Below are 24,388 nucleotides of genomic sequence, written 5' to 3' on the forward strand. Positions count from 1 at the left end.
CGCATCCTGGGTTTCGGCCTGGGCGGGAACGACATCATCACCCTGAACGAGAGCCTGGGTGCGCTGCCCGCCGCGATGCTGTTCGGCGGCGCGGGCAACGACACGCTGGGCGGCGGCTCGGGCGGCGACATGCTGTTCGGCCAGTCCGGCAACGACACGCTGCTCGGCAAGGGCGGCAACGACCTGCTGTTCGGCGGGACCGACGACGACGTCCTGACCGGCGGCGACGGCAACGATCAGATGTTCGGCGAATCCGGCAACGATCGCATGATCTGGAATCCGGGCGACGACAGCGACCTGATGGAAGGCGGCGCCGGCATCGACACCGCCGAGGTCAACGGCGGCAACGGCGCCGAGACCTTCACCGTCACCGCGAACGGCACGCGCGTGCGCTTCGATCGCCTGAACCCGGCGCCCTTCTCGCTCGACATCGGCACCACCGAGAGGCTGGTCGTCGACATGAACGGCGGCGACGACAGCTTCTCGGCCACCGGCAACCTCGCGGCGCTGATCGCCATCACGGTCGACGGCGGCGCCGGCAACGACACCATCCTCGGCAGCAACGGCGCCGACCTGCTGCTGGGCGGCGACGGCAACGATTTCATCGACGGGCAACAGGGCAACGACGCAGCCTTCCTGGGCGCCGGCGACGACGTGTTCCAGTGGGATCCCGGCGACGGCAGCGACACGGTCGAGGGCCAGGACGGCAGCGACACGCTGCGCTTCAACGGCAGCGGCGCGAACGAGATCACGACCCTGTCGGCCAACGGCGGACGGGCCCTGTTCACCCGCAACATCGGCAGCATCGTCATGGATCTCGACGGCATGGAGACCGTCGCGTTCAACGCCGTGGGCGGCGCCGACCTCCTCACGACGAACGACCTGGCGGGAACCGACGTGACTGAGGTCGACGTCGACCTGGCGGGAACGCTGGGCGGCAGCGCGGGCGATGGTCAGCTCGATACCGTCGTCGTCAACGCCACGACCGGCGACGACGTCATCGACATCTTCGGTGCCGGCACCTCCGTCGCGGTCGTCGGCCTGGCGGCGCGCGTCTCGATCTCCAATGCCGAGGGCGCCAACGACACGCTGGTCGTCAACGGCCTCGGCGGCGACGACGGCATCACCGCCACCACCCTCCCGGCGGGCGTCGTCAAGCTCACGATCGATGCCGGAAACGGCGACGACGTCGTGCTGGGCAGCCAGGGCGCCGACACGATCCTGGGCGGCGCCGGCGCCGACTTCGTGTTCGGCGACAACGGCAATGACCTCGCCCTGCTGGGCGCCGGCGACGACGTCTTCCAGTGGGATCCCGGCGACGGCAGCGACACGATCGCGGGCCAGGACGGTTTCGACACGATGCTGTTCTTCGGTTCCAACGCGGCCGAGACCATCGACATCCTGGCCAACGGGCTGCACGCGCTGTTCCTGCGCAACGTCGGCTCCGTGACGATGGACCTCGACGAGGTCGAGCATATCGAGTTCAGGGCGCTGGGTGGCGCCGACAAGATCGTCGTCGGCGACCTCGGCGCGACCGCCGTGACGAGGGTCGACCTCGACCTGCGCGGGCCGAACGGCGGCGGCGACGGCAGCGCCGATACCGTCACCGTCAATGCCACCCAAGGCGCCGATGTCTTCGGCGTCGCGGGCGACGCGGGCGGCGTCACGGTGTTCGGCCTGCCCGCCCAAGTGAACCTCTTCTTCCAGGAGGTGGCGAACGACCGGCTGGTCCTGAACGGGCAGGCTGGCGACGATGTCATCGACGCCACCAACCTCGAGGCCGACGGCATCCAGCTCACCATGAACGGCGGACTCGGCGCAGACGTGTTCCTGGGCAGCGACGGCGGCGACCTGATCGTCGGCGGCGACGGCGACGACACCGCCTTGATGGGCGCGGGCGACGACACCTTCGTCTGGAACCCCGGCGACGACAACGACGTCATCGAGGGCCAGGACGGTTTGGACAAGATGCTGTTCAACGGCGCCAACGTCGCCGAGACCATCGACATCTTCGCCAACGGCGGCCGGGTGATCTTCTTCCGCAACGTCGCCAGCGTGGCGATGGACCTGAACGACACCGAGGCCATCGATTTCAACGCGCTGGGTGGCGCCGACAACATCGTCATCGGCGACCTGTCGGGGACCGACGTCACGGAGGTCAACATCGACCTGGCCGCGGCCGGCGGCGCCGGCGACGGGCAGGCCGACACCGTCACCATCAACGCCACCAACGGCGACGACGTGATCATCGTCGTGGGTGACGGCAGCGGCGTCACGGTCCTGGGCCTGGCCGCCATCGTGAACATCACGGGCTTCGAGGCCGCCAACGACCGCCTCGTCATCAACGCGCTCGCCGGCGACGACGTGGTCCAGGCGTCGGGGCTGGCGGCCGGCAGCATCCAGCTCACCGCCGACGGCGGCGACGGCAATGATGTCATCATCGGCGGTGACGGCAACGACGTGCTGCGGGGCGGTGCGGGCGACGACGTCCTGATCGGAGGCGACGGCCTCGACGTGATCGACGGCGGCCCCGGCGCGGACACCGAGATTCAGTCGCTGGTAGGTCTCAGCCCGGGCATGCTTTTCGCCTAGATCGAGAGCACCGCGCGCCCTGCCCCGGCACCATGCGCGAGCAGGGGCCGTGGCTGCAGCTCCGCCCCTTTCATGAAAGCCGACATGGATTGGCTGCCGCCCGTCAGCGCAGCGTCTCATTCTTCCGCTGGGAGCGCGCTACTGGTGGCGGAGCAACCTCCGCCAGGATGGCGCGCTCTCAGCACAGACGCGGGGTCTTATCCGCCGTCACACGATCGCGCGGTCCCAGCTGCCGTAGTGGGCCTCGCTGCGCGTGCCGCGCGGCAGGCTGAGCGCCATGAGCAGCACGCCGACCGCGAGATTGGCGAAGCTCGCCAGCGTGGCGCCGTCGAGCAGGAACGGCGAAACCGCGATCCACGCGCCGAGGGGCAGGTTGGCGAACCGTACCGCGCGCGCCACGTCCGCCATCGCCGTCACGGCGACCAGGATGACGAGGCAGCCGGCGATGTGGTCGCTGAACTGCAGGGGCGGGCTGGTGCCGAAGACGAGCGGCGTAGCCATCAGCAGGACGCCGACCAGGACGCTGGCGACGAGCGTCCACGGAAAGCTGACGCCGCCGGTGACGAAATCGCGCAGGACGGCCGGCACGGGCCGGTCGAGATCGGCGGCCGGCACCTGGTCCTGCGACAGCGCCGGGCCGCCACACCAGAAGGTGCGCCAGAACGGCTCGCCGGCCTGCGTCGCCTGCCGGAGATACTGGCAACTCGCCAGCACCTCGTCGACCGAATAGGGAATGAGGACGATCGTGACGGCGGCCTGCAGGATGCAGAGGGCGCAGAGCGCGCCGATCAGCGGCGGCTGGATGATGATGAAGCCGACGCTGACCGCACCGAGCGGAACGACCAGCAGGCCGAACAGCAGCACCATCCACGGCATGGTGCGCCAGCGGCGGCGGTCTCCGATCGCGCCGGCCAGGATGTCGAGCGCATAGGCGAAGGCGCCCAGGCCGGCATCGGCGATCGGAAAGCCCTTCGAGACCCACGACGTGACCACCGCCTCGCTGCCGTTGCCGACCGGCGCACCGCCGGGGCCGAAGAATGGATCCCGCGGGCCGTCGATGTGGCCCATCTGATAGGCGGCGAGATAGCGCGACACGAACAGGCCGACGAACGCGAGCGCAATGATGTGGATGCGCTGGCTGAAGGTCGACGGCGAATAGGTCCAGCCGAGCGGCCGGTCGTCATCGGCGGCGAGGGCGCGGCGACTGACTCCGGGCGTCGGCGGGATCAGCACCGCGAAGCTCGCGATCAGCATGCCGGCCAGCGTATCGACGGCGTAGGCGCCGGCGCTGGTGGTCCAGAACACCAGCGGCGCCAGCATCACCCACAGGCCGGTTGCGGCAGTGATCCACTGCACGCCGTGCCAGCGCTGGCGCATGCCGAGCAGCGCCAGGCCGATGACCAGGATGCCGGACGCGATCTCGCTGATCGCGAGCCAGGCATTGCGGGTTTCGGGCGCGGCGATCTCGTGTCCCAGCGCCGGCGGAACCTGCGTCGCCGCAAGATCGAGCAGGCCGAGCGTGAAGGGCGAGGCGACGAGCCACAGCCCGAGCGCGGCATTGGCGAGCGGCGCCCACAGCGTGCGCAGGCGATGCCGCTCGGTCGATGCCTCGACCTCCTGCCGGGATCGCTCGAGCGGCCGGCCAAGCCGCTCGGCCGCCTGGGCGAGCTCGGGCGCGGAGGCGGCGACCGCCGAGGGCTCGAGCTTGTTGATCTGGTACCAGTCGGTCGGATCCGCCGCGAGCCGGCGGATCATCTCCGGCAGCGTCGCGGTCAGGCTGTGACGCGGCCGCCAGCCCAGCAGGCTCCTGGCGCGCGAGACGTCGATCTCGTAGTGGTCGTCGGCGTTCTCGATCATCCAGAGCTTGATGTCGGTCTCCTGCTCGAGAATTTTCTCCTGCGTCCAGGCGCCCGCCTTGGTCAGGCCCTTGGGCAGCGCCAGGGTCCGCCACACCTCGCCATGCACCAGCCAGCCGATCCGCTGCTGCATCTCCTCGTAGGACGGCGTCTCCTCCTCGCCGATCAGCAGTACGGTCTCGTCGGGAAGGCCGGCGCGCCGGTCGACGGTGCGCACCACGGCATCGACCAGGTCGTCCTTGTGCAGGTAGGGCTGGCCGGTGGTGATGTCGCCGGTGAAGAGATAGGCGGTCGGCAGGCGCTCGAAGATGCGCGCGATCTGCTGGGCGACGAAGGCGGCGCGGCAATCCTCGTCGTAGACGCCGGCCAGGCGCAGGATCGCCACCTTGACGGGGCCATGCTCGCGCAGGATCAGCGCCTCGGTCTCGGCCTTCGACCTCGGATAGGCCCAGGCCGGATCGAGCGGTGACTCCTCGTCGATCTTCGCGCCCTTGGCCGGGCTCGGGGCATGCACGAGCAACGTGCTCGAGAAGACGAACTGCTCGGTCTCGAAGTCCCTGAGCGCGGCCAGCAGGAGGCGCGTTCCCCCGACCGTGACCGTGTCGTACTTCGGATTGTCCTCTCCGGTCGTGTCGTAATAGGCGGCGAGATGGATGACCGAGGCGATCCGCCCGCCGCTGCGCGCGCGCACCGTCGACAGCGCCTCGGCGACACTGTCGTCCGAGGTGAGGTCGATGACGACGGTGTCGATGCCGGGGATCGCGCGCCGCGGCGGCGCGACGTCGAGGCCGATCACCTGGTAGCGCCCGACCAGGCTCCGGCCGATCGCCTGGCCGAGAAAGCCGCTGCTGCCGGTGATCAGGACGGTGGGACGGCTCGTGTTGGTCATCGGCTGGCGAGGCTCCGGTTCAGGCAAGCGACGGATCCGGTTCATGTTCTTCCGGGCCGCGAGCGTCCCGTTCGCTCAGATCCATGAGCGCGCGGGACGCTCGCGGTCCGGAAGAGCTCGATCAACATGAGAGAACACCAGCATCCGAGGGGACCTTCCCGGGGCCTGGACACGCTGCACTGGTGGAACAGGCTAGCGCCGGGCGCGCGCCTTGGCGGCTTTCCGCGGCGCCGCTCCCGTTCCACGAACAGCCCTGGTGCGGGCTGCTTTTCGGGCGGCGGCAGAGCGGCGGGAGGCGCCCTTTGTTGCGGAGGCCTTCTTCGCCGCCGCCGAGCGCTCTCCAGCCGTACGGCGGGACGCGGCCTTCGTCGCCTGGCGCGACAGCGCCGCACGGGACGCCGTGCTCCGCGGCTCGCGCTCGAGAACCCTCGAAACGGCGCGCGACACCCGCGGACGGCGCTTCGGCGTGCGCTCGCCCTGGCCCACCTCATAGGCGTAGCGGGCACTCTTGCGCGTGCTCTCCTTGACCTTGCCCTTCGACGGCGGCGGCAGGTCGACGCCGGCGCGCCTGGCCTCGGATAGGCCGATGGCAATCGCCTGCCGCGTCGAGCGCGCGCCATGCCGGCCGCGGCGGATCCTGTCGATCTCCTCGTGCACGAACTCGCCGGCCTGCGTGCTCGCCGACTTGCCCGCGCGTTTGTCCTTGCGGGCCTTCTCGATGATCTTCCTGTCCGGCATCGCTCGATCTCCCTTTCTGGATCCTGGATGCGACCGCGGTACGCGCCGTCGCCTTCCTCCAGGGTTGCCAACGCATCGATGACGCAGATGATCCTGATCCGGTGATGCGCAATCCGGTGATGCGGGCCGCCCGCCAGCCAACTCTCCGCGTGCATCAGGACCCCAAGGCGCGGGCGGTATGCCGATGACTAAACTCCGCCTCGATGAAGAAGTTGCGCGGTGATGCCGAAGACTGCGGTCGAGAACCGCAACCAACCGCCAGCGTGAGAGAAGCCCCGCGCCGTGGTGCCGCTCATGGGCGCCAACTTTTCCCAGCTTCGCTGGGGAAGTGTCCGCGTCTTCGCGGACGGAGGAGTCAGACGTAGGGGTCATGAGTCACGAAGCAGGGCTCATGACCCCTCCGTCGCCGTAAGACGGCGACACCTCCCCAGCGGGGCTGGGGAGGAGAGCCGAAAAGTCAGCGCCTATGAGTGGCGCGCTCCCAGCGCATCCTCATGGGAGCTTCAGCAGGGAGGGCAGCGTGGCCGACAGGAGGCTGGCGATCATCAGGTTGCCCCGCGCATTCATGTGCGAGAATCCGTAAAAGGCCTGCGGCTTCGGTTCGGCGGCTAGCCGAGGAAAGGTGTCCAGGGTGGCAAGTCCGCACGCCGCCGCGCTGTCGAGAATGGTCTGCGTCTGGCGCCGCTGCTCATTGGCGATGGTCGTGTTGGCCCACACCACGGGAGGGTACTGGGCCACGACGACGATTCTGGCGGCGCGCTCCGCCTGCAGGGCGGCGAGCCGCTCGGTGAGGCGCTGGCCGATCGCCAGTCCGCGGCCGGCGCGGTGCACCCGCACGTGATAGCCCACGAGGGTCTGCAGGACTGGCGGGAAATCGACCAGGACGCTGTCCATCCGGCGCCGGACCTCGAGCGGCAGAATCGCCCGATTGGGCACCGGCACGCCCTTCAGGACCAGTCGGTCGCCTTCGATCGCGAACCACGGCTTGTCGCGCCACCACATGCGGCGCATTTCCGTGCGCCGCAGATCGTCGGCGATGAAGCTGACGATGATGAGGGACGGCTTGTGCAGGCCCGCGAGCTGCTCGGTGCGCAGCACGATCTGGTCGAAGCCGTAGCCGGTCACCCCACCGTTCAGCACGGGGCGGCCGACCAGCCTCTGCAGTTGCGCAGGCCAGGACTCTTCGTCGAGCACCTCGTCGCCATAGGTGAAGGAATCGCCAACGGTCAGGATCGCGCCGTCGCTCGATGCCGGTCTCGCGCCGCTGAATCGAATGCCGTTGGAATCGATCGTGTGGAACGAGCCGCCGAACCCCGAGCCGCGAAAGCCCGGGTTCGGCACATGGCCCAGCAGGCGGTCGTGGATGAAGTGCGTCGTCCCAGCCACTGATCCGCCTCCTGAACAGAACCGATTTCGGAGTCCCTCCCCCTTAGCCAGCCGACCGGCTGGCGGCAAGCCGGGCGTCGAGGTCGCGGTCGTTGTCCGGTTCGGCCGGGAAACACGAATCGGAGTCCCAGGCGCGACAGGTGGAGACGATTGCGGAACCGATCACGACCCTTGCGGCTTCGCGGCCAATTCCGCGTCGAAGGCCAGCTCGCGGTAGCCGCCCGCCGCGACGGCGCCGGTGCGCTGGCGGTACTCGACGGCGCCGCCGTAGTAGCCCAGCACACGGCGGACCTGGCGGCCCTCGACGTTGCGGTTGACACCGGTCTGCCAGGAGTTGACCTCGCTGAACAGCAGGCCCTCGACCGCCTGCTCGACCTCGCCTACCCAGCGATCGACCTCCTCGCGCCGCGTCTCGACGCGGCCGAGGCCGTTCCTGTGCATGTGGGCGACGAGGCCGGTCAGCCAGTCGACGATCTCCTCGATGTTGCGCGGGATGTTGCCGCGCGCGGTGTGCGGCCCCAGCACCATCAGGAGGTTGGGATAGCCGTCGATCAGCATGCCGAGGAAGGTCCTCGGCATGCCCTTCCAGTCGTCCTTCAGGCGCCGACCGCCGGGGCCGCGAATGTCGATGCGGTCGTAGGGGCCGGTGACGCCGTCGAAGCCGGTGGCATAGATCAGCACGTCGAAGGCGAAGTCCTCGGCGCTGGTGCGCAGGCCCTCGGGCGTGATGCGCTCGATCGGCGTCTCGTTGATGTCGACCAACCGCACGTTGTCCCTGTTGTAGACCTCGTAGTAGCCCGATTCGAGCGGCAGGCGGCGCGTGCCGAAGCCGTGGTCCTTTGGGATCAGCTTGTCGGCCACCGCCGGATCCCTGACGCGCTGGCGGATCTTCCTGGCCGCGAACTCGCTCGCCAGCGCATTGGCCCGCTTGTCGACGAGCACGTCGGCGAAGTTGCCGACCCAGATGCCGAAGCCCGGCTCGGCATAGAGCTTCTCCCAGAACGCCTCGCGCTCCTCGGCCGAGACCTCGAGCGCCTTGCGCGGGTCGGTCTGATGAATGAAGCAGGTGCTGGTCTGGCGGCAGCGCTCGAAGATCTCGGGGTACGACGCTCTTATCCGGCGCTGCTCCTCCGGCGTGATGCGCCGGTTGTGCAGCGGCGCCGCCCAGTTGGGCGTGCGCTGGAACACGGTGAGCGAGCCTACCTCGGCGGCGATGGTCTGGATCACCTGGATGGCGGTGGCGCCGGTGCCGATGATGCCGACCCGCTTGCCGGCGAGCGACACGCCCTCGCGCGGCCATCGCGCGGTGTGGAAGGCCTGGCCCCTGAAGTCGTCGCGACCGGGAATGACCGGCAGCGTGTAGGCCGAGAGCGGGCCGAGCGCGGTGACCAGCAGGCGCGCGACAGCCTGCTCGCCGCTCTCCAGCGTGATCGTCCAGCGGTCGGCCGCATCGTCGAAATGCGCCGCGACGACCCGGCTATGGAACCGGATGTCGCGGCGCAGGTCGAACTTGTCGGCGACGAAGTTCAGGTAGCGCAGCGTGTCGGGCTGGGCGGCGAAGTGCTCCGGCCACTCCCACTCCTGCAACAGCTCCTCGGAGAAGGAATAGCCGTAGGACCAGCTTTCCGAATCGAAGCGCGCGCCGGGATAGCGGTTCCAGTACCAGGTGCCGCCGACATCCGAGCCGGCCTCGAACACGCGCACACTGAGGCCGAGCTCACGCAGGCGGTAGAGCTGGTAGAGCCCCGCGACGCCGGCGCCGATGACGATGACGTCGAACGGGCCGCTTTCGGAGGGGCTGGGCGCGGCGTCGGCCCGCGGGATGGTCTCGGTCGATGGAGCTTCCATGACTGACAAGGATACGCCGGATTGCGTGGAATCGAAGCCGGCGTATCGCGCGATGCGAAATCGTGCCGCTGCGTCGGATCGCGCCGCCCATGGACGCAAACTTTGCCGGAAGAGGGTGTCATTCGCCGGGAGCGCGCCACTGGTGGCGCGTTCCCGGCAGATGAAGCGCTCTTCAGGCAAGCTCGCAACCGTGACGCAAACGCCCGCGCCCGGTCAAAGATTGGCGACGGTGAAGCCGCCGTCCGCTGTGATGGTCTGGCCCGTCAGGAAGCCGCTTTCGTCGCCGGCCAGGAAGCAGACGACGCGGGCGATGTCCTCGACGGTTCCGAGGCGGCCGAGCGGCGTGCGCGCGATGCGCCTGGCATCCTTCTCGACGTTGCGGTTGCGCTGGGTGCCTTCCGTCGGCACGGCCCCTGGCGCCACCGCATTGACGCGGATCCCGCGGCCACCGAGCTCGACCGCGGCGGCGCGCGTAATGCCCATGATGCCGGCCTTGATGCCGCTGTAGACGATGCTGTTCGGCTGCGAAACGATGCCGGCGACCGAGGCCAGGTTGACGATGGCGCCGCCGCGCTCGGCGTGCATCGCTTCCGCCGCCGCCTGGACGCCCCAGACGACCGCCTTGAAACCGATGTCGAGCATGCGATCGAGCGTCTGCGGCGCGACATCAGGGATCGCCTGGTAGCGCACCCAGGCGGCGTTGTTGACCAGGATGTCGAGCCGGCCGGCCCGCTCGGCCAACCCCAATACGGCTCGCCGCATGCCCTCGCGCGTCGCCACGTTCTCGACGACGCCGATCGACGTGCCGCCGGCTTCGCTGATCTCGTGCACAACGGCTTCGACGAACTCCGGCTTGAGATCGTTCACGCCGACCGTCGCCCCGCGTTGCGCGAACGCGCGCGCCGTCACGCGGCCGATGCCGTGGCCCGAACCGGTGATCAGCACGGTCCGGCCGGCAAAATCCTGTGGCATTCCCTCTCCGTTCCCGACGGCTTCAGTGGCAGCGTCGCAATCAACCCATAGCCGCAGCGAGACACGGTGCCCAGCCCCGCCTCGCGGCGCGTCAGTTGGTCATCGATCGTCCACCGAAGAGGCCGCGCGCGCTTGCCGGATCGGACGAGGGAATTTCCATGACGACCGAGGATCCGCCGGATTGCCACGAATCACAGCACGGATGCGCACGGATCGCCGATGCGCGTCCCGGTCGACCATCATGTCGAGCATCCGTGTCCTCATCCGAGGTCATTGTCTTCGTTTACGCATGAGCAGCGCATGCACAGAGCGCAAGTCCTGGTTCCGATCTGGGGCCTCTTCCGTCGCGATTGAGGCCGGGGACTTCCCGGTGTAGATTGAGCCATCAATACATCCGGCCACAGCGAGTGGCTCAACCGGCAAGGAGCATGGCAAGCTATCGTGTGCATGCGCACCTGAACCTCATCGAGAGGCCTGCCTCGAGGGAGCTTGTCATTTCGATGTAGTACGCGCGGGGCCGCCGCGCCGTAGTTCCAGGAAAGGTACTGCATGTCGCTGGGTCAGCCGATCGTCTTCCTCGTCGACGTCGACAACACGCTGGTCGACAACGATGCGATCCAGAAGGATCTCAGAGATCACATCGAGCAGGTGTACGGCACCGCAGCGCGCGAGCGGTACTGGCGCATCCTCGAGGACCTTTTCGCCGAGCTCGGCTATCGCGACTACATCGGCGCCCTGCAGCGCTATCGGGTGGAGCATCCAACGGAGATCGAGCTGCTCGCGATGTCGCATTTCCTGATCGACTACCCTTTCGCGGATCGGCTGTATCCCGGGGCGCTCGACGTGCTGGCGCACCTGCGGCGTCACGGCCCGACAGTTCTGCTTTCGGACGGCGACGTCGTGTTCCAGCCGCGCAAGGTCGAGCACGCGGGCCTCGCCGCGGCGGTCGATGGCCAGGTGCTGATCTACATCCACAAGGAGGAAGCGCTGTTCGATGTCGAGCGTCGCTATCCGGCGCAGCACTACGTGCTGGTCGACGACAAGTTGCGCATCCTGTCGGCGGTGAAGGACATCTGGAAGGGTCGCGTCACCACCGTGTTCCCGCGCCAGGGCAGCTATGCCCACGACACGAAAGTCCTGTCGGCGCTGCCGCCGGCCGATCTCACCATCGAGCGCATCGGCGACCTGCTCGACCACGATCCCATGCGGTTGCGTCCGGCGGACGTGCCGCCCTCCCCGGCAAACAAGGTGACGCAATGAACCCGACCAGGACACTGCACGAGCTTGGCCAGAGCCTGTGGCTCGACAACATCACGCGCGAGCTGCTGAACAGTGGTACGCTCCAGCGCTACATCGACGAGCTGTCGGTGACGGGGCTGACCTCGAACCCGACGATCTTCGACCATGCGATCAAGAACAGCCCGATGTACGACCAGGACATCGCCTCGGCGGCCGACAGCCGGACCGGCGAGATGCTGTTCTTCGATCTGGCGCTGGCCGACCTGCGACGCGCTGCCGAGCTGTTCCAGCCGGTGCACGAACGGACGGATGGCGTGGACGGCTACGTATCGCTCGAGGTCTCGCCGCTCCTCGCGCGCGACACCGAGAGCACGATCGAGGCGGCGATCGACCTGCACAGGCGCGGCGGCAAGCGCAACCTGTTCATCAAGATCCCCGGCACGCCCGAGGGGCTGCCGGCGATCGAGCAGGCGATTTTCGCCGGCGTGCCGGTGAACGTCACCCTGCTGTTCTCGCGCGAGCAGTACATGGCAGCGGCCGACGCCTACCTGCGCGGCGTCGAGCGGCGCATCGCCGCAGGTCTGAACCCGGCAGTCGCCTCCGTGGCCTCGCTGTTCATCAGCCGCTGGGACGTGGCGGTGGCCGGTAAGGTGCCCACCAGGCTCGCCAACCGGCTGGGCATCGCCATCGGCCAGCGCACCTACAAGGCGTATCGCGACCTTCTCGCCTCGCCGCGCTTCCAGCGGGTGGCCAATGCCGGCGCCCGTGCCCAGCGGCTGTTGTGGGCGAGCACCGGCACCAAGGATCCCAAGGCACCCGACATCCTCTACGTCAAGGCGCTCGCCTCGCCCTTCACGGTCAACACCATGCCCGAGGGTACCTTGAAGGCGTTCGGCGACCACGGCGAGGTCGGCGAGCCCATCGCGGCCGATGGGCGTGGTGGCGAGGCGGTGCTGGCGCGCTTCGCCAAGGCCGGCGTCGACATCGACGCGCTGGCCAGGCAGCTGCAGGACGAGGGCGCGGCGTCGTTCGTGAAGTCGTGGAACGACCTGATGGAGCGCATCGAGTCCAAGCGCAGCTCAATGCGCAAGGCGAGCTGACCATGACGCTGCCCTCCGACGTCCGGGCCCCCGCCGCCAAAGCCAAGGAACAATCGATGAAGGTCCGTACCCTGCGCAGGCGCCCGGCCTGGCCGGCGCTGAACAAGCACCACAAGGAGATCGCCAAGCTGACGCTGCGCCACCTGTTCGATCAGGATCCGCAGCGCGGCGAGCGCCTCGCCGTCGAGGCGGCGGGTGTCTATCTCGACTATTCCAAGAACCGGGTGACCGACGAGACGCTGAGGCTGCTGCTGCAGCTCGCAGAGCAGTCGGGCCTGCGCGAGAGCATCGACGCCATGTTCCGGGGCGACAAGATCAACGTCTCCGAGAAGCGTTCGGTGCTGCACGTGGCTCTGCGTGCCCCGCGCGACGCCACAATCCTGCACGACGGCCAGAACGTCGTGCCCGAAGTCCACGCCGTGCTCGACAGGATGGCCGGGTTCGCCGAGCGCGTGCGCAGCGGCACCTGGCTGGGCGACACCGGCAAGCCGATCCGCAACGTGATCAATATCGGCATCGGCGGCTCGGACCTGGGGCCGGTGATGGCCTACGAGGCCCTGCGGCACTACAGCCGGCGCGACATGAATTTCCGCTTCGTGTCCAATGTCGACGGCACGGATTTCACCGAGGCGGTGCACGGGCTCGATCCGGCGGAAACGCTGTTCATCGTCTCGTCCAAGACCTTCACGACGCTCGAGACCATGACCAACGCGCACACCGCGCGGGACTGGTTGCTGGCCGGCTTCGGCGGCGAGCAGGCGGCGACGGCCAGGCACTTCGTCGCCGTCTCGACCAACGCCCAGGAGGTGGCGAAGTTCGGCATCGACACCGCCAACATGTTCGGCTTCTGGGACTGGGTCGGCGGGCGCTACTCGATGGATTCGGCGATCGGGCTCTCGACCATGATCGCGGTCGGGCCGGAAAGCTTTCGCGCCATGCTCGGCGGCTTCCACGAGATGGACGAGCACTTCCGCACCGCCCCGTTCGCGCGCAACCTCCCGGTGCTGATGGGCCTGCTCGCGGTCTGGTACAACGACTTCTTCGGGGCCCAGACCGTGGCGGTGTTGCCGTACGAGCAGTACCTCAAGCGCTTCCCCGCCTACCTCCAGCAGCTCACCATGGAGAGCAACGGCAAGCACGTGACGCGCGACGGCCGGCGGGTCGACTACGACACCGGGCCGATCTACTGGGGCGAGCCCGGCACCAACGGCCAGCACTCGTTCTACCAGCTGATCCACCAGGGAACGCGGCTGATCCCCTGCGACTTCATCGCCTTTGCGCGCACGCTCAATCCGCTGGGCCGACACCACGACACGCTGATGTCCAACGTGTTCGCCCAGACCGAGGCGCTGGCGTTCGGCAAGACCGAGGATCAGGTCAAGGCCGAGGGCACGCCGGACGGGCTGGTGCCGCACCGGCTGTTCGACGGCAACCGGCCGTCGAACACCCTCCTGCTCGACCAGCTCACGCCAGCGGCGCTGGGCAAGCTGGTGGCGCTCTACGAGCACAGCGTGTTCACCCAGGGCACGATCTGGCAGATCGATTCCTTCGACCAGTGGGGCGTCGAGCTCGGCAAGGCGCTGGCCCAGAACATCATCCCCGAGCTCGAAGCCCCGTCCGAGCCCACGCTGTCGCACGACAGCTCGACCAACGCGCTGATCCGGCGCTACCGCAAGATGAAGGGCGCGGGCTGACGGCACAGGGCGGGGATTTTCATTGATCTCTTCGAGGGGGCTCGAGCCATGCAATTGGGAATGATCGGCCTCGGCCGGATGGGCGCCAACATGGTGCGCCGCCTCTTGAAGGGCGGCCACGAATGCGTGGTCTTCGACAGGGCGGCCAACGTCATCGCCGAGCTCGTCAAGGAGAAGGCCATCGGCACCGGCTCGCTGGCCGATTTCGTCAAGACACTGCGCACGCCGCGCGCCATCTGGCTCATGGTGCCCGCCGCGGCGGTCGACCAGACGATCGCCGACCTCGCGCCGCTGCTCGAGCAGGGCGACATCGTGATCGACGGCGGCAACTCCTACTACATCGACGACATTCGGCGGGCGACGTCGCTGGCGCAAAAGGGCTTGCACTACGTCGATGTCGGCACCAGCGGCGGCGTGTGGGGCCTGGAACGCGGCTACTGCATGATGGTCGGCGGGGAGCCCGATGTCGTGAAGCGGCTGGCGCCGATCTTCACGACCCTGGCGCCGGGGCGCGGCGACATCGCGCGCACACCAGGTCGCGAGAGGGCAGGCGGCACCGCCGAGGAGGGCTGGCTGCACTGTGGTCCCAACGGCGCCGGCCATTTCGTGAAGATGGTGCACAATGGCATCGAATATGGCGTCATGGCCGCTTATGCCGAGGGCATGGCGGTCCTGAAGGCCGCCAACATCGGCAAGCGGACGCACGAGGTCGACGCCGAGACGACGCCGCTGCGCGACCCCGGGCACTATCAGTACGACCTTAACCTGCCGGATATAGCCGAGGTCTGGCGGCGCGGCAGCGTGATCGCCTCGTGGCTGCTCGACCTGCAGGCGGCGGCCCTGATCAAGGATCCCGAGCTGGCGCAGTTCGCAGGCCGTGTCTCGGACTCCGGCGAGGGCCGCTGGACCATCAAGGCGGCGATCGACGAGGGCGTGCCGGCGCACGTGCTCTCGTCGGCGCTCTACGAGCGCTTCAGCTCGCGCGGCGCGGCCGACTTCGCCGACAAGCTGCTGTCGGCCATGCGCTACGAGTTCGGCGGGCACATCGAGAAGCATGGCGGCAGCTGAGGCGGGGCGCGGCATGACACAGGAAGAACGCGACCAGCTGGCGATCAACACCATCCGCACCCTTTCCATCGACGCCGTGCAGCAGGCGAAATCCGGCCATCCCGGCACGCCCATGGCCCTGGCGCCGCTGGTGTACGCGTTGTGGAACCGCGTCCTGCGCTTCGATCCCAAGAACCCGATCTGGCCCAACCGCGATCGCTTCGTGCTGTCGAACGGCCACGCCTCGATGCTGCTGTGGTCGATGCTGTTCCTGACGCGCACCCAGGCGGTGAACGCGGAGTACGAGCGGCTGGACAAGCCCTCGGTCACGCTCGACGACATTCGTCGTTTCCGCCAGCTCGACAGCAAGGCGCCGGGCCATCCGGAGTATCACTGGGTGTCGGGCGTGGAGACTACCACCGGTCCGCTCGGCCAGGGCATCGCCACCAGCGTCGGCATGGCGATCGCGCGCAAGTGGTTGGCCAGCCGCTACAACAGGCCGGGCTTCGCGCTGTTCGACTACGACATCTACGCGGTATGCGGCGACGGCTGCCTGATGGAGGGCGTGGGCTCGGAGGCCGCCTCGCTAGCCGGCCATCTGCAGCTCGACGATCTGTGCTGGATCTACGACAACAACCACATCACCATCGAAGGCAAGACCAGCATCACCTTCACCGAGGACGTCGCGGCGCGCTTCCAGGCATATCGCTGGAACGTCCTGCGGGTCGGAGATGCCAACGACCTGAAGCGCATCGAGGACGCACTGGCGATCTTTCGCCAGACCACCGGCCGGCCGACCCTGATCGTTCTCGACAGCCACATCGGCTACGGTTCGCCGCACAAGATCGACACCTCCGCCGCGCATGGCGAACCGCTGGGCGACGACGAGGTCAGGCTCACCAAGCGCGCCTACGGCTGGCCGGAGGACGCGAAGTTCCTGGTGCCCGACGGGGTCATGGAGACGTTCGACGCCGGGATCGGCGCGCGCGGCGCCGCGACGCGGCAGCGCTGGGAGGACCAGTTCGAGGCTTATCGCAAGCAGTTCCCCGATCTGGCCGGCGAGATCGAGCAGATGCAGCGGCGCGAGCTGCCCGAGGGATGGGACCGTGACCTGCCGAGCTTCAAGGCCGACGCCAAGGGCATGGCCGGACGCGACGCTTCGGGCGAGGTGCTGAACCGGCTGGCGCAGAACATTCCCTGGCTCCTGGGCGGCTCGGCCGACCTCGGCCCCTCCAACAAGACAACACTGAAGTTCGCCGGCGCCGGCGACTTCGAGCCGGAGAGCTTCGCCGGACGCAACCTGCATTTCGGCATTCGCGAGCATGCGATGGCCGCCATCGTGAATGGCCTGTCGCTGTCCAAGCTGCGCGCCTTCGGCGGCACCTTCTTCATTTTCAGCGACTATGCCCGACCTGCTATCCGGCTGTCGGCGTTGATGGAGCTGCCGACGATCCTGGTTTTCACCCACGACGCCATGGGTGACGGCGAGGATGGGCCGACGCACCAGCCGGTCGAGCAGCTGGTCTCGCTTCGCGCCATTCCCGGCCTGGTCGTGCTGCGGCCGGCCGACGCTAACGAGGTGGTCGAGGCCTACCGCCATGTCATGCAGCTGCGCCACCGGCCGGCAGTGCTGGCTCTGTCGCGCCAGCCGCTGCCCACCTTCGACCGCACCAGGTACGCGCCGGCGGCGGGCGTCGCGCGCGGCGCCTATGTGATGGCCGATGCCCCGGGCGGCGCACCAGAGATCATCCTCATTGCCTCGGGCAGCGAGGTGGCACTGATCGTGGCGGCTCACGAATCGCTTTCCGGCCGGGGCGTGCGCGCGCGAATCGTCTCCATGCCCTCGTGGGACCTGTTCGAGCATCAGCCGCAGGCCTATCGCGACGAGGTACTGCCGCCCGCCGTGAAGCGACGGCTGGCCGTCGAGCAGGGGTCGACCCTCGGCTGGGAGCGCTACGTCGGCGACCAGGGCCGGGTGATCGGCATGAAGGCATTCGGCGCCTCCGCGCCACTCAAGGAGCTGCAGCGCAAGTACGGCTTCGAGCCGGAAAAGGTCGTCACGGCCGCCCTGGAGATGCTCGGGCGCCAGTGACAATGGCGGCCAGCGACAATGAAGGAATGAAGGGAGGGACGACAACCATGGCAGCCAGGCAGGACAAGCCAGCCATCGCCCGGAAGAATTCGCGAGAGGGGCAAGCGCCCGTGGCGCCACCGTGCGCCATGGTCGTCTTCGGTGCCGCGGGCGACCTCACCAGGCGCCTCGTCGTGCCGGCACTCTACAATCTGGTCAAAGCCCATCGCCTGCCGGCGGGCTTTCAGCTGGTCGGCGTCGATCGCGCGACCAGGAGCACCGGGCAATGGCAGAAAGACCTGGGCGACGCCATGCAGGGCTTCGTCGCCAAGGGCGGCGGCGAGTTCAGCGCCGATCATATCGACGCCAAGGCCTGGCAATGGCTGACCAGCCGCATGACCTATCTCCAGGGCGACCTGACGACGCCCGACATCTACAACCGGATCGGCCAGCACCTGGCGGGGCTCGAGAAGACCGCCGACACGGGCGGCAATCACCTCTTCTATCTCGCCGTCGCGGACCGCTTCTTCGGGCCGGTGGTTGCCGCCCTGGGGGCCGCGGGCCTGGTGACCGAGACCGAGGACAAGTGGCGGCGCGTCGTCATCGAGAAGCCGTTCGGGCACGACCTCGCCTCCGCCAGGTTGCTCAACGCGTCCATTCTGAAGACATTGAACGAACGTCAGATCTACCGGATGGACCACTTTCTCGGCAAGGAGACGGTCCAGAACATCATGGCCTTGCGTTTCGCCAACGGCCTGTTCGAGCCGCTGTGGAACCGCCAGCACATCGACCATGTCCAGATCACCGCGGCCGAGACTGTGGGCGTCGAGCACCGCGGAAAGTTCTACGAGATCACGGGCGCGCTCCGCGACATGGTGCCCAACCACATCTTCCAGCTCCTGGCGATGACGGCCATGGAGCCGCCGATCTCCTTCGACGCCGATGCGGTTCGCGACAAGAAGGCCGAGGTCATCGAAGCCATCCGGCCGATCGCGCCGCAACGGGCACTGCGGGATGTCGTGCGCGGCCAGTACGATTCGGGCACCGTGCTGGGACAACCGGCACGTGCCTATCGGCAGGAGCCCGACGTGGCGGCGAGCTCGACCACCGAAACCTTCATCGCCTGGAAGCTCCAGATCGACAACTGGCGCTGGGCCGGCGTGCCCTTCTACCTGCGCACCGGCAAGTATCTGAAGCAGCGATGGACCGAGATCGCCATCCGCTTCCATCAGGCGCCATTCACGCTGTTTCGCGGCACCAACGTCGAACGGATGAATCCCAACTGGATGATCCTGCGCATCCAGCCCGACGAGGGTATCGCCCTGGAATTCGCCGCCAAGCGCCCCGGGCCCACGGTTACGCTGGACAACGTGCGCATGGACTTCGGCTACAAGACCTATTTCGACATCGCGCCCAGCACGGGATACGAGACCTTGCTCTACGATTGCATGATGGGCGACGCGACCCTGTTCCAGCGGGCCGACAACATCGAGGCGGGATGGGCGGCGGTGCAGCCGATCCTCGATACCTGGGCGAGCCATCCGCCCGGCGAGTTTCCGAACTATGCCGCCGGCAGCAGCGGTCCGGCCGCCGCAGACGAGCTGCTCGCCCGGGACGGGCGCGCCTGGCGTCCGCTCGACTGACGCGGGAGGAGAGTGCGATGGTCGACAAGCGGAAGATTTCCCTGGTGCTGGCGGATGTCGACGGCACCCTGGTCACCGAGAAGAAGGTGCTGACCAATCGCGCTCAGGAAGCAGTGCGCCGATTGCGTGAAGCCGGCATCCGCTTCGCCATCACCAGCGGCCGGCCGCCGCTGGGCATGGCGATGCTGCTCGACGCGCTGCGGCTCGATACGCCGACGGCGGGCTTCAATGGCGGCCTGTTCATTGCACCGGACAGCACCATCCTGGAGCAGAAGACGCTTCCGGTGGACGTTGCCGCCCGATCGATCGAGCTGATCCGCGGCCACGGCCTCGATGCCTGGGTCTATCGCGGCAACGACTGGCTGATCAGCAACGCCGACGCGCCGCACGTCATCCGCGAGGCGTGGACCGTCAAGTTCACGCCCAAGGTCGTGGCGGATGTCGGCGTCGACCTGCAGGATGTCGCCAAGGTCGTCGGTGTCAGCGACGATCTCGATCGCGTCCAGCGCTGCGAGGCCGACGCCCGCGCCGCCTTCGGAGCGCGAGCGACGGCGAACCGCTCGCAACCCTACTATCTCGATATCACCAACAAGGACGCCAACAAGGGCGCGGTGGTCGACTATCTGTCGCGCCATCTCGCCCTGCCCGCCGCCGAGATCGCCACGATCGGCGACCAGCCGACCGACGTACCGATGTTCAAGCGCTCCGGCTTCAGCATCGCCATGGGCAACGCCCCGCCCGAGGTGAAGGCTGAGGCCAGCGCAGTGACCGACTCCTGCAACGACGAGGGCTTTGCCAAGGCGATGGAGCGTTTCATCCTCGGCTCGGCGGCGTGAGGGAAACTGCATGGCCATGATGGACACACGCGTCGAGACACTCCCCGACCCGGCCACGCTCGCGGCTCGCGTTGCAGAGTGGATGACCACGGCCGCCCTCGCCTCGACAGGACCGTTTCGCGTGTCGCTGTCCGGCGGCTCGACGCCGAAGGCGCTCTATGCGCTGCTCGCCTCGCCGCAGTTCCGTGATCGCTTTCCGTGGAATCGCGTCGTCTGGTACTGGGGCGACGAACGCTTCGTGCCGTACGACCATCAGGAGAGCAACTACGGCATGGTACGCGACGCCATGCTGTCCAAGGTTCCCGTGCCGGCGGCCAATGTGCGCCCCGTGCCGACCGACGGCACGCCTGACGACGCCGCGACGCGTTACGAGCGGATGCTGCAGGCGGACTATGGAGCGGCGACCCTCGATGCAGCGCGACCGTTGTTCGACGTCACGCTGCTCGGTCTCGGCCCCGACGGCCACACCGCCTCCCTGCTGCCGGGCGAGCCGGTGCTGGCCGAGCGTCGCCGCTGGGTCGCCGCCGTGGCGCACGGCCGGCCGCAGGTGCGCCTCACCATGACCTATCCGGCGATCGAGAGCAGCCGGCGGGTGGCGTTCCTGGTGGCGGGCCGGGAGAAGGCCGCCATGCTCCAGGCGATCCGCGCCGGCGGCAGCGACGTGCCGGCCGCACGGGTCAGGCCCGTCGGCGAGCTCGTCTGGTTCGTCGACCGGGCGGCGGCGGGAGAGCGCTGATGGCCAGTGCGGTCGTCGTTGCGCCATCGGTCCTGTCGGCGGACTTTGCCCGCCTGGGCGAGGAGGTACGGGCGGTCGACGAAGCGGGCGCCGACTGGATTCACGTCGACGTCATGGACGGCCGCTTCGTGCCCAACATCACCATCGGCCCCGTCGTGGTGCAGGCGATCCGCCGCTCGACGGCCAAGCCGCTCAACGTCCATCTGATGATCGGCGAGCCGGAGCGTTATCTCACGGCCTTCGCCGAGGCCGGCGCCGACCATCTGCTGGTCCAGGCCGAGCCCGGGTCGACGATCCATCTGCATCGCGTACTGAGCCGGATCCGGACCCTGGGAAAGAAGGCCGGGGTCGTGCTCGACCCGGCGAGCCCGCCCGAGCTCGTCGAGTACGTGCTGCAGCTCTGCGACATCATCCTGGTAATGACGGTCAATCCCGGCTTCGGCGGCCAGAGCTTCCTGCCCGAGATGCTGCCCAAGATCCGACGGCTGCGGACGATGTGCACCGAGCGCGGACTGGCCCCAGTGATCGAGGTCGACGGCGGAGAGGACGAACGGACGGCCGGCCAGGCGGCCAAGGCGGGGGCCACGGCGATCGTCGCCGGCTCGGCGATCTTCGGCAGCAAGGACTACAGGGCCGCCATCGCCGCGATCCGCAGCAGTGCCGAAGCGGGAGCGGCAAGCCGATGACGACAAAGACATCCACTGCAGGCGGCGAGCGCGACGCATTGAAGCGGGCGGCGGCCGAGGCGGCCGTGGAGCTCGTGCAGGACGGCATGGTCGTCGGCCTGGGCACCGGGTCCACCGCGGCGTTCGCCGTCGAGGCGCTTGCCCGGCGTCATCGGCAGGGCCTGCGCTTCAACGCCATTCCGACTTCGGAGCGCACGAGCACACAGGCGGCGGCGGCGGGCCTTCCGCTCGTCTCGTTCGCCGAGCACCGCCGCATCGACCTCACAATCGACGGCGCCGACGAGGTGGAACGCGGCACGCTCAACCTGATCAAGGGTCTGGGCGGCGCGCTGCTGCGCGAGAAGATCGTCGCGGCGGCCAGCCACCAGTTGGCCATCATCGTCGACGGCTTCAAGCTGGTCGATCGGCTCGGCGTTCAAGGACCGGTTCCCGTCGAGGTCGCGGCCTTCGGCCTGGAGCCGACGCAGGCCGCGCTCGAAGGGCTGGGCGCAAGCGTGCGGCTGCGACGCTCGCCGGCCGGCGAGCTGTTCATCACCGACGGCGGCAATCGCATCCTCGATTGTCGCTTCGGGCCCATTGCCCACCCGGCGGCCCTGGAGGAGCGCATCGGCCGCATCGTCGGAGTCTTCGAAAGCGGGCTGTTCACCAATCGCGCCGACATGGTCTTCGTGGCCGATGCCGGCGGCGTGCGCCGCCTCGACAGCGCGCGGGTCCATCGCGGCCGCCCGCCGATCCTGGTGCTGATGGGCGTGTCGGGATCGGGCAAATCGACCGTGGCGCGCGAGCTTGCCGCGCGCCTTGGCTGGACCTTCGAGGAGGGCGACTCGCTGCACCCGGAGTCGAACGTCGCCAAGATGCATGCCGGCGTGCCGCTCACCGACGAGGATCGCCAGCCCTGGCTGGAAGCGGTCGCGGCGTGGATCGACGATCAGCGGGCCCGCAAGCAGCCTGGCATCATCACCTGCTCGGCGCTGAAGCGATCGTACCGGCGCATCGTCGTCGGCGATCGTGCCGAGGCGCGGCTGGTCTATCTTCAAGGCGGTCGTGACCTGATCGCCGAGCGCCTGGCCGATCGGAAGGGCCACTTCATGCCGGCGAGCCTGCTGCAAAGCCAGTTCGACACGCTCGAGGAGCCGGCTCCCGACGAGGATCCGCTGACCGTGGATATCGGCCCGCCGGCGGATCAGGTCGCCAAGGAGATCATCCGCCTGCTCGCCGCGTCGGGCGCGACACAGAGCTCTCAGGTGAATTCGCCGAGTCGCTCGAGGTAGATGATCCGCGACGCCGCCTCGATCAGCGCCAGATGCGAGAAGGCCTGCGGGAAGTTGCCGAGATGGTGGCCGGTCGCCACGTCGAACTCCTCGGCGTAGAGCCCCAGCGACGAGCCGGCGCGCATGAGCCGCTCCATCAGGTCGCGCGCGCGGCGCATCTCGCCGATGATGGTAAGCGCGGAGACCATCCAGAAGGAGCAGATCAGGAACGTTCCCTCCTTGCCCGTGAGGCCATCGTCGGTCTCCTCGGTGCGATAGCGCAGGATGAAGCCGTGCTCGTCGAGCTTGTCGGCGACCCCCAGCACCGACTTGCGCAACCGCTCGTCGCTGCCCGGCAGGAACCCCAGGATCGCCGCCAGCAGCGTCGAGGCGTCGAGCGCGTCGGTGGCGTAGTGCTGGCGCAGGACGCCATCGGCGGTGAAGCCGTGGGCCATGATGTCGGCCCGGATCTCGTCGGCCACGGCCTGCCACTTCCGCTGCAGGTCGGGCGCGCCCCGGATCTCGGCCAGTCGCGCGGCACGGTCCAGCGCGACCCAGCTCATGAGCTTGGACGATACGTAGTGCTGGGGCGCGCCACGAGCCTCCCAGATGCCCTGGTCGGGCTCGCGCCACACCCGCGCCGCGCAGGCGGCCTGGGCCTGCACGACCGGCCACAGGCGTCGCGGCAGGCGCTGGCTGCGTCGCGAATGCAGCAGGATCGATCCCAGCACGGCGCCGAAGACGTCGTTCTGGCGCTGGTCGAAGGCGCCGTTGCCGATGCGCACCGGCCGTGCGCCGGCGTAACCCGAGAGGTCGTCGCGCGTCGACTCGGTGAGATCGCGCCGGCCATCGATCCCGTACATGATCTGAAGGGCGCCGTCCCCGTTGGGGACGAGGTCGGCGACGAACTCCATGAATTCGTTGGCTTCCCAGTCGAGGTTCAACCAGTGCAGCGCCTGCAGCGTGAAGGTCGAGTCGCGCATCCAGCAGTACCGGTAATCCCAGTTGCGCACGCCGCCCGGCGTCTCCGGCAGGGAAGTCGTGAGCGCCGCCACCGTGGCGCCGGTCGGCATGTAAGTGAGCCCCTTGACCACCAAGGCAGAGCGCATGATGGCGTATCGCCAGCGATGGTCGGGGATACGCGCGCGCGACAGCCAGGAACGCCAGAAGCGCGTCGTCGCCACCATGCGGGCGTTGGCCTCGTCGATCGTGGTGGGCGAGTCGAAGTTCTCGGCCCACGACAGAGAGCAGAACAGCTCCTCGCCCACGGTCAGCGTGTGGCGGGCGCGGATGCTGCCGCCCTCGATGCCGAGATGCATGCTGCTGCGCAGGCGGATCCGCAGTTCGCCGGCGACGCCGTCGGCCACCTGGTTGTTGCCATCCGCCAGCGTCCATTCGGCCGGCGTGCGGCCGTAATCGAAGACCGGCTCGCAGGCCAGCTCGATCTCGACCTGGCCGTCGATGCACTGCACCGTGCGCACCAGCAGGTGGTCGGCGCCGCTGTCGGCCGGCGGACGGGTGAAGGGCGTGACGCGATCCGGTCCCAGTCGCGGCCCCATGGTGAGGGCGTCGCGCACGACCACCCATCCCGAGCCGGTGTTCCAGGTGGTCACCAGGGTATTCGTACCCGGTTCGTAGGTGCGCACGTTCGGTACCGTCACGCCGAACGGTCCGAGCCGGAAATTCCCCGCCTGCCGGTCGAGCAGGGCGCCGAACACGCTGGGTGAGTCGAACCGCGGCACGCACAGCCAATCGATCGAGCCGTCCGGCGCGACAAGGGCGCCGGTGTGGCAGTTCGACAGGAA

17 protein-coding genes are annotated in these 24,388 nt (G+C 68.4%); 11 read left to right on the forward strand and 6 right to left on the reverse strand.

Going from position 1 to position 24,388, the window contains the following annotated elements; all coding sequences use genetic code 11:
* Nucleotides 1–2,592 (forward strand): beta strand repeat-containing protein (locus AB7O82_RS24740; RefSeq protein ID WP_428620407.1); only part of this gene is annotated, 2,592 nt, incomplete at its 5' end.
* A 207-nt stretch (nt 2,593–2,799) separates the two neighbouring features.
* Here the strand turns inward: AB7O82_RS24740 and AB7O82_RS24745 are convergent.
* The 5 genes from AB7O82_RS24745 to AB7O82_RS24765 all read right to left on the reverse strand — a co-directional run bounded on the left by AB7O82_RS24745 (nt 2,800) and on the right by AB7O82_RS24765 (nt 10,281).
* Nucleotides 2,800–5,337 carry a vitamin K epoxide reductase family protein gene (locus tag AB7O82_RS24745; protein ID WP_428545022.1) on the reverse strand — a complete coding sequence of 846 codons (2,538 nt, stop codon included), beginning with the start codon at nt 5,335–5,337 and terminating at the stop codon, nt 2,800–2,802.
* Nucleotides 5,338–5,529: 192 nt separating this feature from the next.
* Nucleotides 5,530–6,075 (reverse strand): DUF6496 domain-containing protein, encoded by a 546-nt coding sequence (locus AB7O82_RS24750; RefSeq protein WP_428545025.1) that lies wholly within the window; start codon nt 6,073–6,075, stop codon nt 5,530–5,532.
* Nucleotides 6,076–6,567: 492 nt separating this feature from the next.
* Entirely contained in the window at nt 6,568–7,461 is an 894-nt protein-coding gene (locus AB7O82_RS24755) for an SGNH/GDSL hydrolase family protein (RefSeq protein WP_428545028.1), read from the reverse strand.
* Between the two features lie 162 nt (nt 7,462–7,623).
* Nucleotides 7,624–9,309 (reverse strand): flavin-containing monooxygenase, encoded by a 1,686-nt coding sequence (locus AB7O82_RS24760; protein ID WP_428545031.1) that lies wholly within the window; start codon nt 9,307–9,309, stop codon nt 7,624–7,626.
* 213 nt (nt 9,310–9,522) lie between these two features.
* Nucleotides 9,523–10,281, reverse strand: coding sequence for an SDR family NAD(P)-dependent oxidoreductase (locus AB7O82_RS24765; RefSeq protein WP_428545034.1), 759 nt, complete (start codon nt 10,279–10,281; stop codon nt 9,523–9,525).
* A gap of 549 nt (nt 10,282–10,830) precedes the next feature.
* Between AB7O82_RS24765 and AB7O82_RS24770 the strand changes: the two genes are divergently transcribed.
* Genes AB7O82_RS24770 through rpiA form a run of 10 tightly spaced genes read left to right on the forward strand, consistent with a single transcriptional unit; the run spans nt 10,831 to nt 22,604 of the window.
* Complete coding sequence (locus tag AB7O82_RS24770) at nt 10,831–11,541, forward strand: HAD family hydrolase (RefSeq protein WP_428545037.1); 711 nt, start codon at nt 10,831–10,833, stop codon at nt 11,539–11,541.
* Complete coding sequence (gene tal / locus AB7O82_RS24775) at nt 11,538–12,620, forward strand: transaldolase (RefSeq protein WP_428545040.1); 1,083 nt, start codon at nt 11,538–11,540, stop codon at nt 12,618–12,620. Before AB7O82_RS24770 ends, tal begins: the two co-directional genes overlap by 4 nt.
* 56 nt (nt 12,621–12,676) lie before the next feature.
* Complete coding sequence (gene pgi / locus AB7O82_RS24780; protein ID WP_428620408.1) at nt 12,677–14,314, forward strand: glucose-6-phosphate isomerase; 1,638 nt, start codon at nt 12,677–12,679, stop codon at nt 14,312–14,314.
* 48 nt (nt 14,315–14,362) lie between these two features.
* Entirely contained in the window at nt 14,363–15,382 is a 1,020-nt protein-coding gene (gene gnd, locus AB7O82_RS24785; protein WP_428545046.1) for a phosphogluconate dehydrogenase (NAD(+)-dependent, decarboxylating), read from the forward strand.
* Nucleotides 15,369–17,453: a transketolase gene (tkt, locus tag AB7O82_RS24790; RefSeq protein ID WP_428620410.1), complete on the forward strand. Its 2,085-nt coding sequence runs from the start codon at nt 15,369–15,371 to the stop codon at nt 17,451–17,453. The genes gnd and tkt overlap by 14 nt, the downstream gene beginning before the upstream one ends.
* A 47-nt stretch (nt 17,454–17,500) precedes the next feature.
* Entirely contained in the window at nt 17,501–19,075 is a 1,575-nt protein-coding gene (gene zwf, locus AB7O82_RS24795; protein WP_428545052.1) for a glucose-6-phosphate dehydrogenase, read from the forward strand.
* A gap of 17 nt (nt 19,076–19,092) precedes the next feature.
* Nucleotides 19,093–19,911, forward strand: coding sequence for a Cof-type HAD-IIB family hydrolase (locus AB7O82_RS24800; RefSeq protein ID WP_428545055.1), 819 nt, complete (start codon nt 19,093–19,095; stop codon nt 19,909–19,911).
* Between the two features lie 16 nt (nt 19,912–19,927).
* Nucleotides 19,928–20,647 (forward strand): 6-phosphogluconolactonase, encoded by a 720-nt coding sequence (gene pgl, locus AB7O82_RS24805; RefSeq protein ID WP_428620412.1) that lies wholly within the window; start codon nt 19,928–19,930, stop codon nt 20,645–20,647.
* On the forward strand, nt 20,647–21,333 hold the full coding sequence (gene rpe / locus AB7O82_RS24810; protein ID WP_428545061.1) for a ribulose-phosphate 3-epimerase: 687 nt from the start codon (nt 20,647–20,649) through the stop codon (nt 21,331–21,333). Before pgl ends, rpe begins: the two co-directional genes overlap by 1 nt.
* Nucleotides 21,330–22,604, forward strand: coding sequence for a ribose-5-phosphate isomerase RpiA (gene rpiA, locus AB7O82_RS24815; RefSeq protein ID WP_428545064.1), 1,275 nt, complete (start codon nt 21,330–21,332; stop codon nt 22,602–22,604). Before rpe ends, rpiA begins: the two co-directional genes overlap by 4 nt.
* Here the strand turns inward: rpiA and AB7O82_RS24820 are convergent.
* Nucleotides 22,574–24,388 (reverse strand): glycoside hydrolase family 15 protein (locus AB7O82_RS24820; protein WP_428620414.1); only part of this gene is annotated, 1,815 nt, incomplete at its 5' end. The two genes, rpiA and AB7O82_RS24820, sit on opposite strands and share 31 nt — an antisense overlap.

The sequence above is a fragment of the Reyranella sp. genome (genome assembly GCF_050185545.1).
Lineage (GTDB): Bacteria > Pseudomonadota > Alphaproteobacteria > Reyranellales > Reyranellaceae > Reyranella.

Bases quoted from the DNA above. Each gene is read 5' to 3' on its own strand.
- AB7O82_RS24745 (WP_428545022.1), bottom strand. From the start codon at position 5,337: ATGACCAACACGAGCCGTCCCACCGTCCTGATCACCGGCAGCAGCGGC.
- AB7O82_RS24750 (WP_428545025.1), bottom strand. From the start codon at position 6,075: ATGCCGGACAGGAAGATCATCGAGAAGGCCCGCAAGGACAAACGCGCG.
- AB7O82_RS24760 (WP_428545031.1), bottom strand. From the start codon at position 9,309: ATGGAAGCTCCATCGACCGAGACCATCCCGCGGGCCGACGCCGCGCCC.
- AB7O82_RS24765 (WP_428545034.1), bottom strand. From the start codon at position 10,281: ATGCCACAGGATTTTGCCGGCCGGACCGTGCTGATCACCGGTTCGGGC.
- AB7O82_RS24770 (WP_428545037.1), top strand. From the start codon at position 10,831: ATGTCGCTGGGTCAGCCGATCGTCTTCCTCGTCGACGTCGACAACACG.
- tal (WP_428545040.1), top strand. From the start codon at position 11,538: ATGAACCCGACCAGGACACTGCACGAGCTTGGCCAGAGCCTGTGGCTC.
- pgi (WP_428620408.1), top strand. From the start codon at position 12,677: ATGAAGGTCCGTACCCTGCGCAGGCGCCCGGCCTGGCCGGCGCTGAAC.
- gnd (WP_428545046.1), top strand. From the start codon at position 14,363: ATGCAATTGGGAATGATCGGCCTCGGCCGGATGGGCGCCAACATGGTG.
- tkt (WP_428620410.1), top strand. From the start codon at position 15,369: ATGGCGGCAGCTGAGGCGGGGCGCGGCATGACACAGGAAGAACGCGAC.
- zwf (WP_428545052.1), top strand. From the start codon at position 17,501: ATGGCAGCCAGGCAGGACAAGCCAGCCATCGCCCGGAAGAATTCGCGA.
- AB7O82_RS24800 (WP_428545055.1), top strand. From the start codon at position 19,093: ATGGTCGACAAGCGGAAGATTTCCCTGGTGCTGGCGGATGTCGACGGC.
- pgl (WP_428620412.1), top strand. From the start codon at position 19,928: ATGATGGACACACGCGTCGAGACACTCCCCGACCCGGCCACGCTCGCG.
- rpe (WP_428545061.1), top strand. From the start codon at position 20,647: ATGGCCAGTGCGGTCGTCGTTGCGCCATCGGTCCTGTCGGCGGACTTT.
- rpiA (WP_428545064.1), top strand. From the start codon at position 21,330: ATGACGACAAAGACATCCACTGCAGGCGGCGAGCGCGACGCATTGAAG.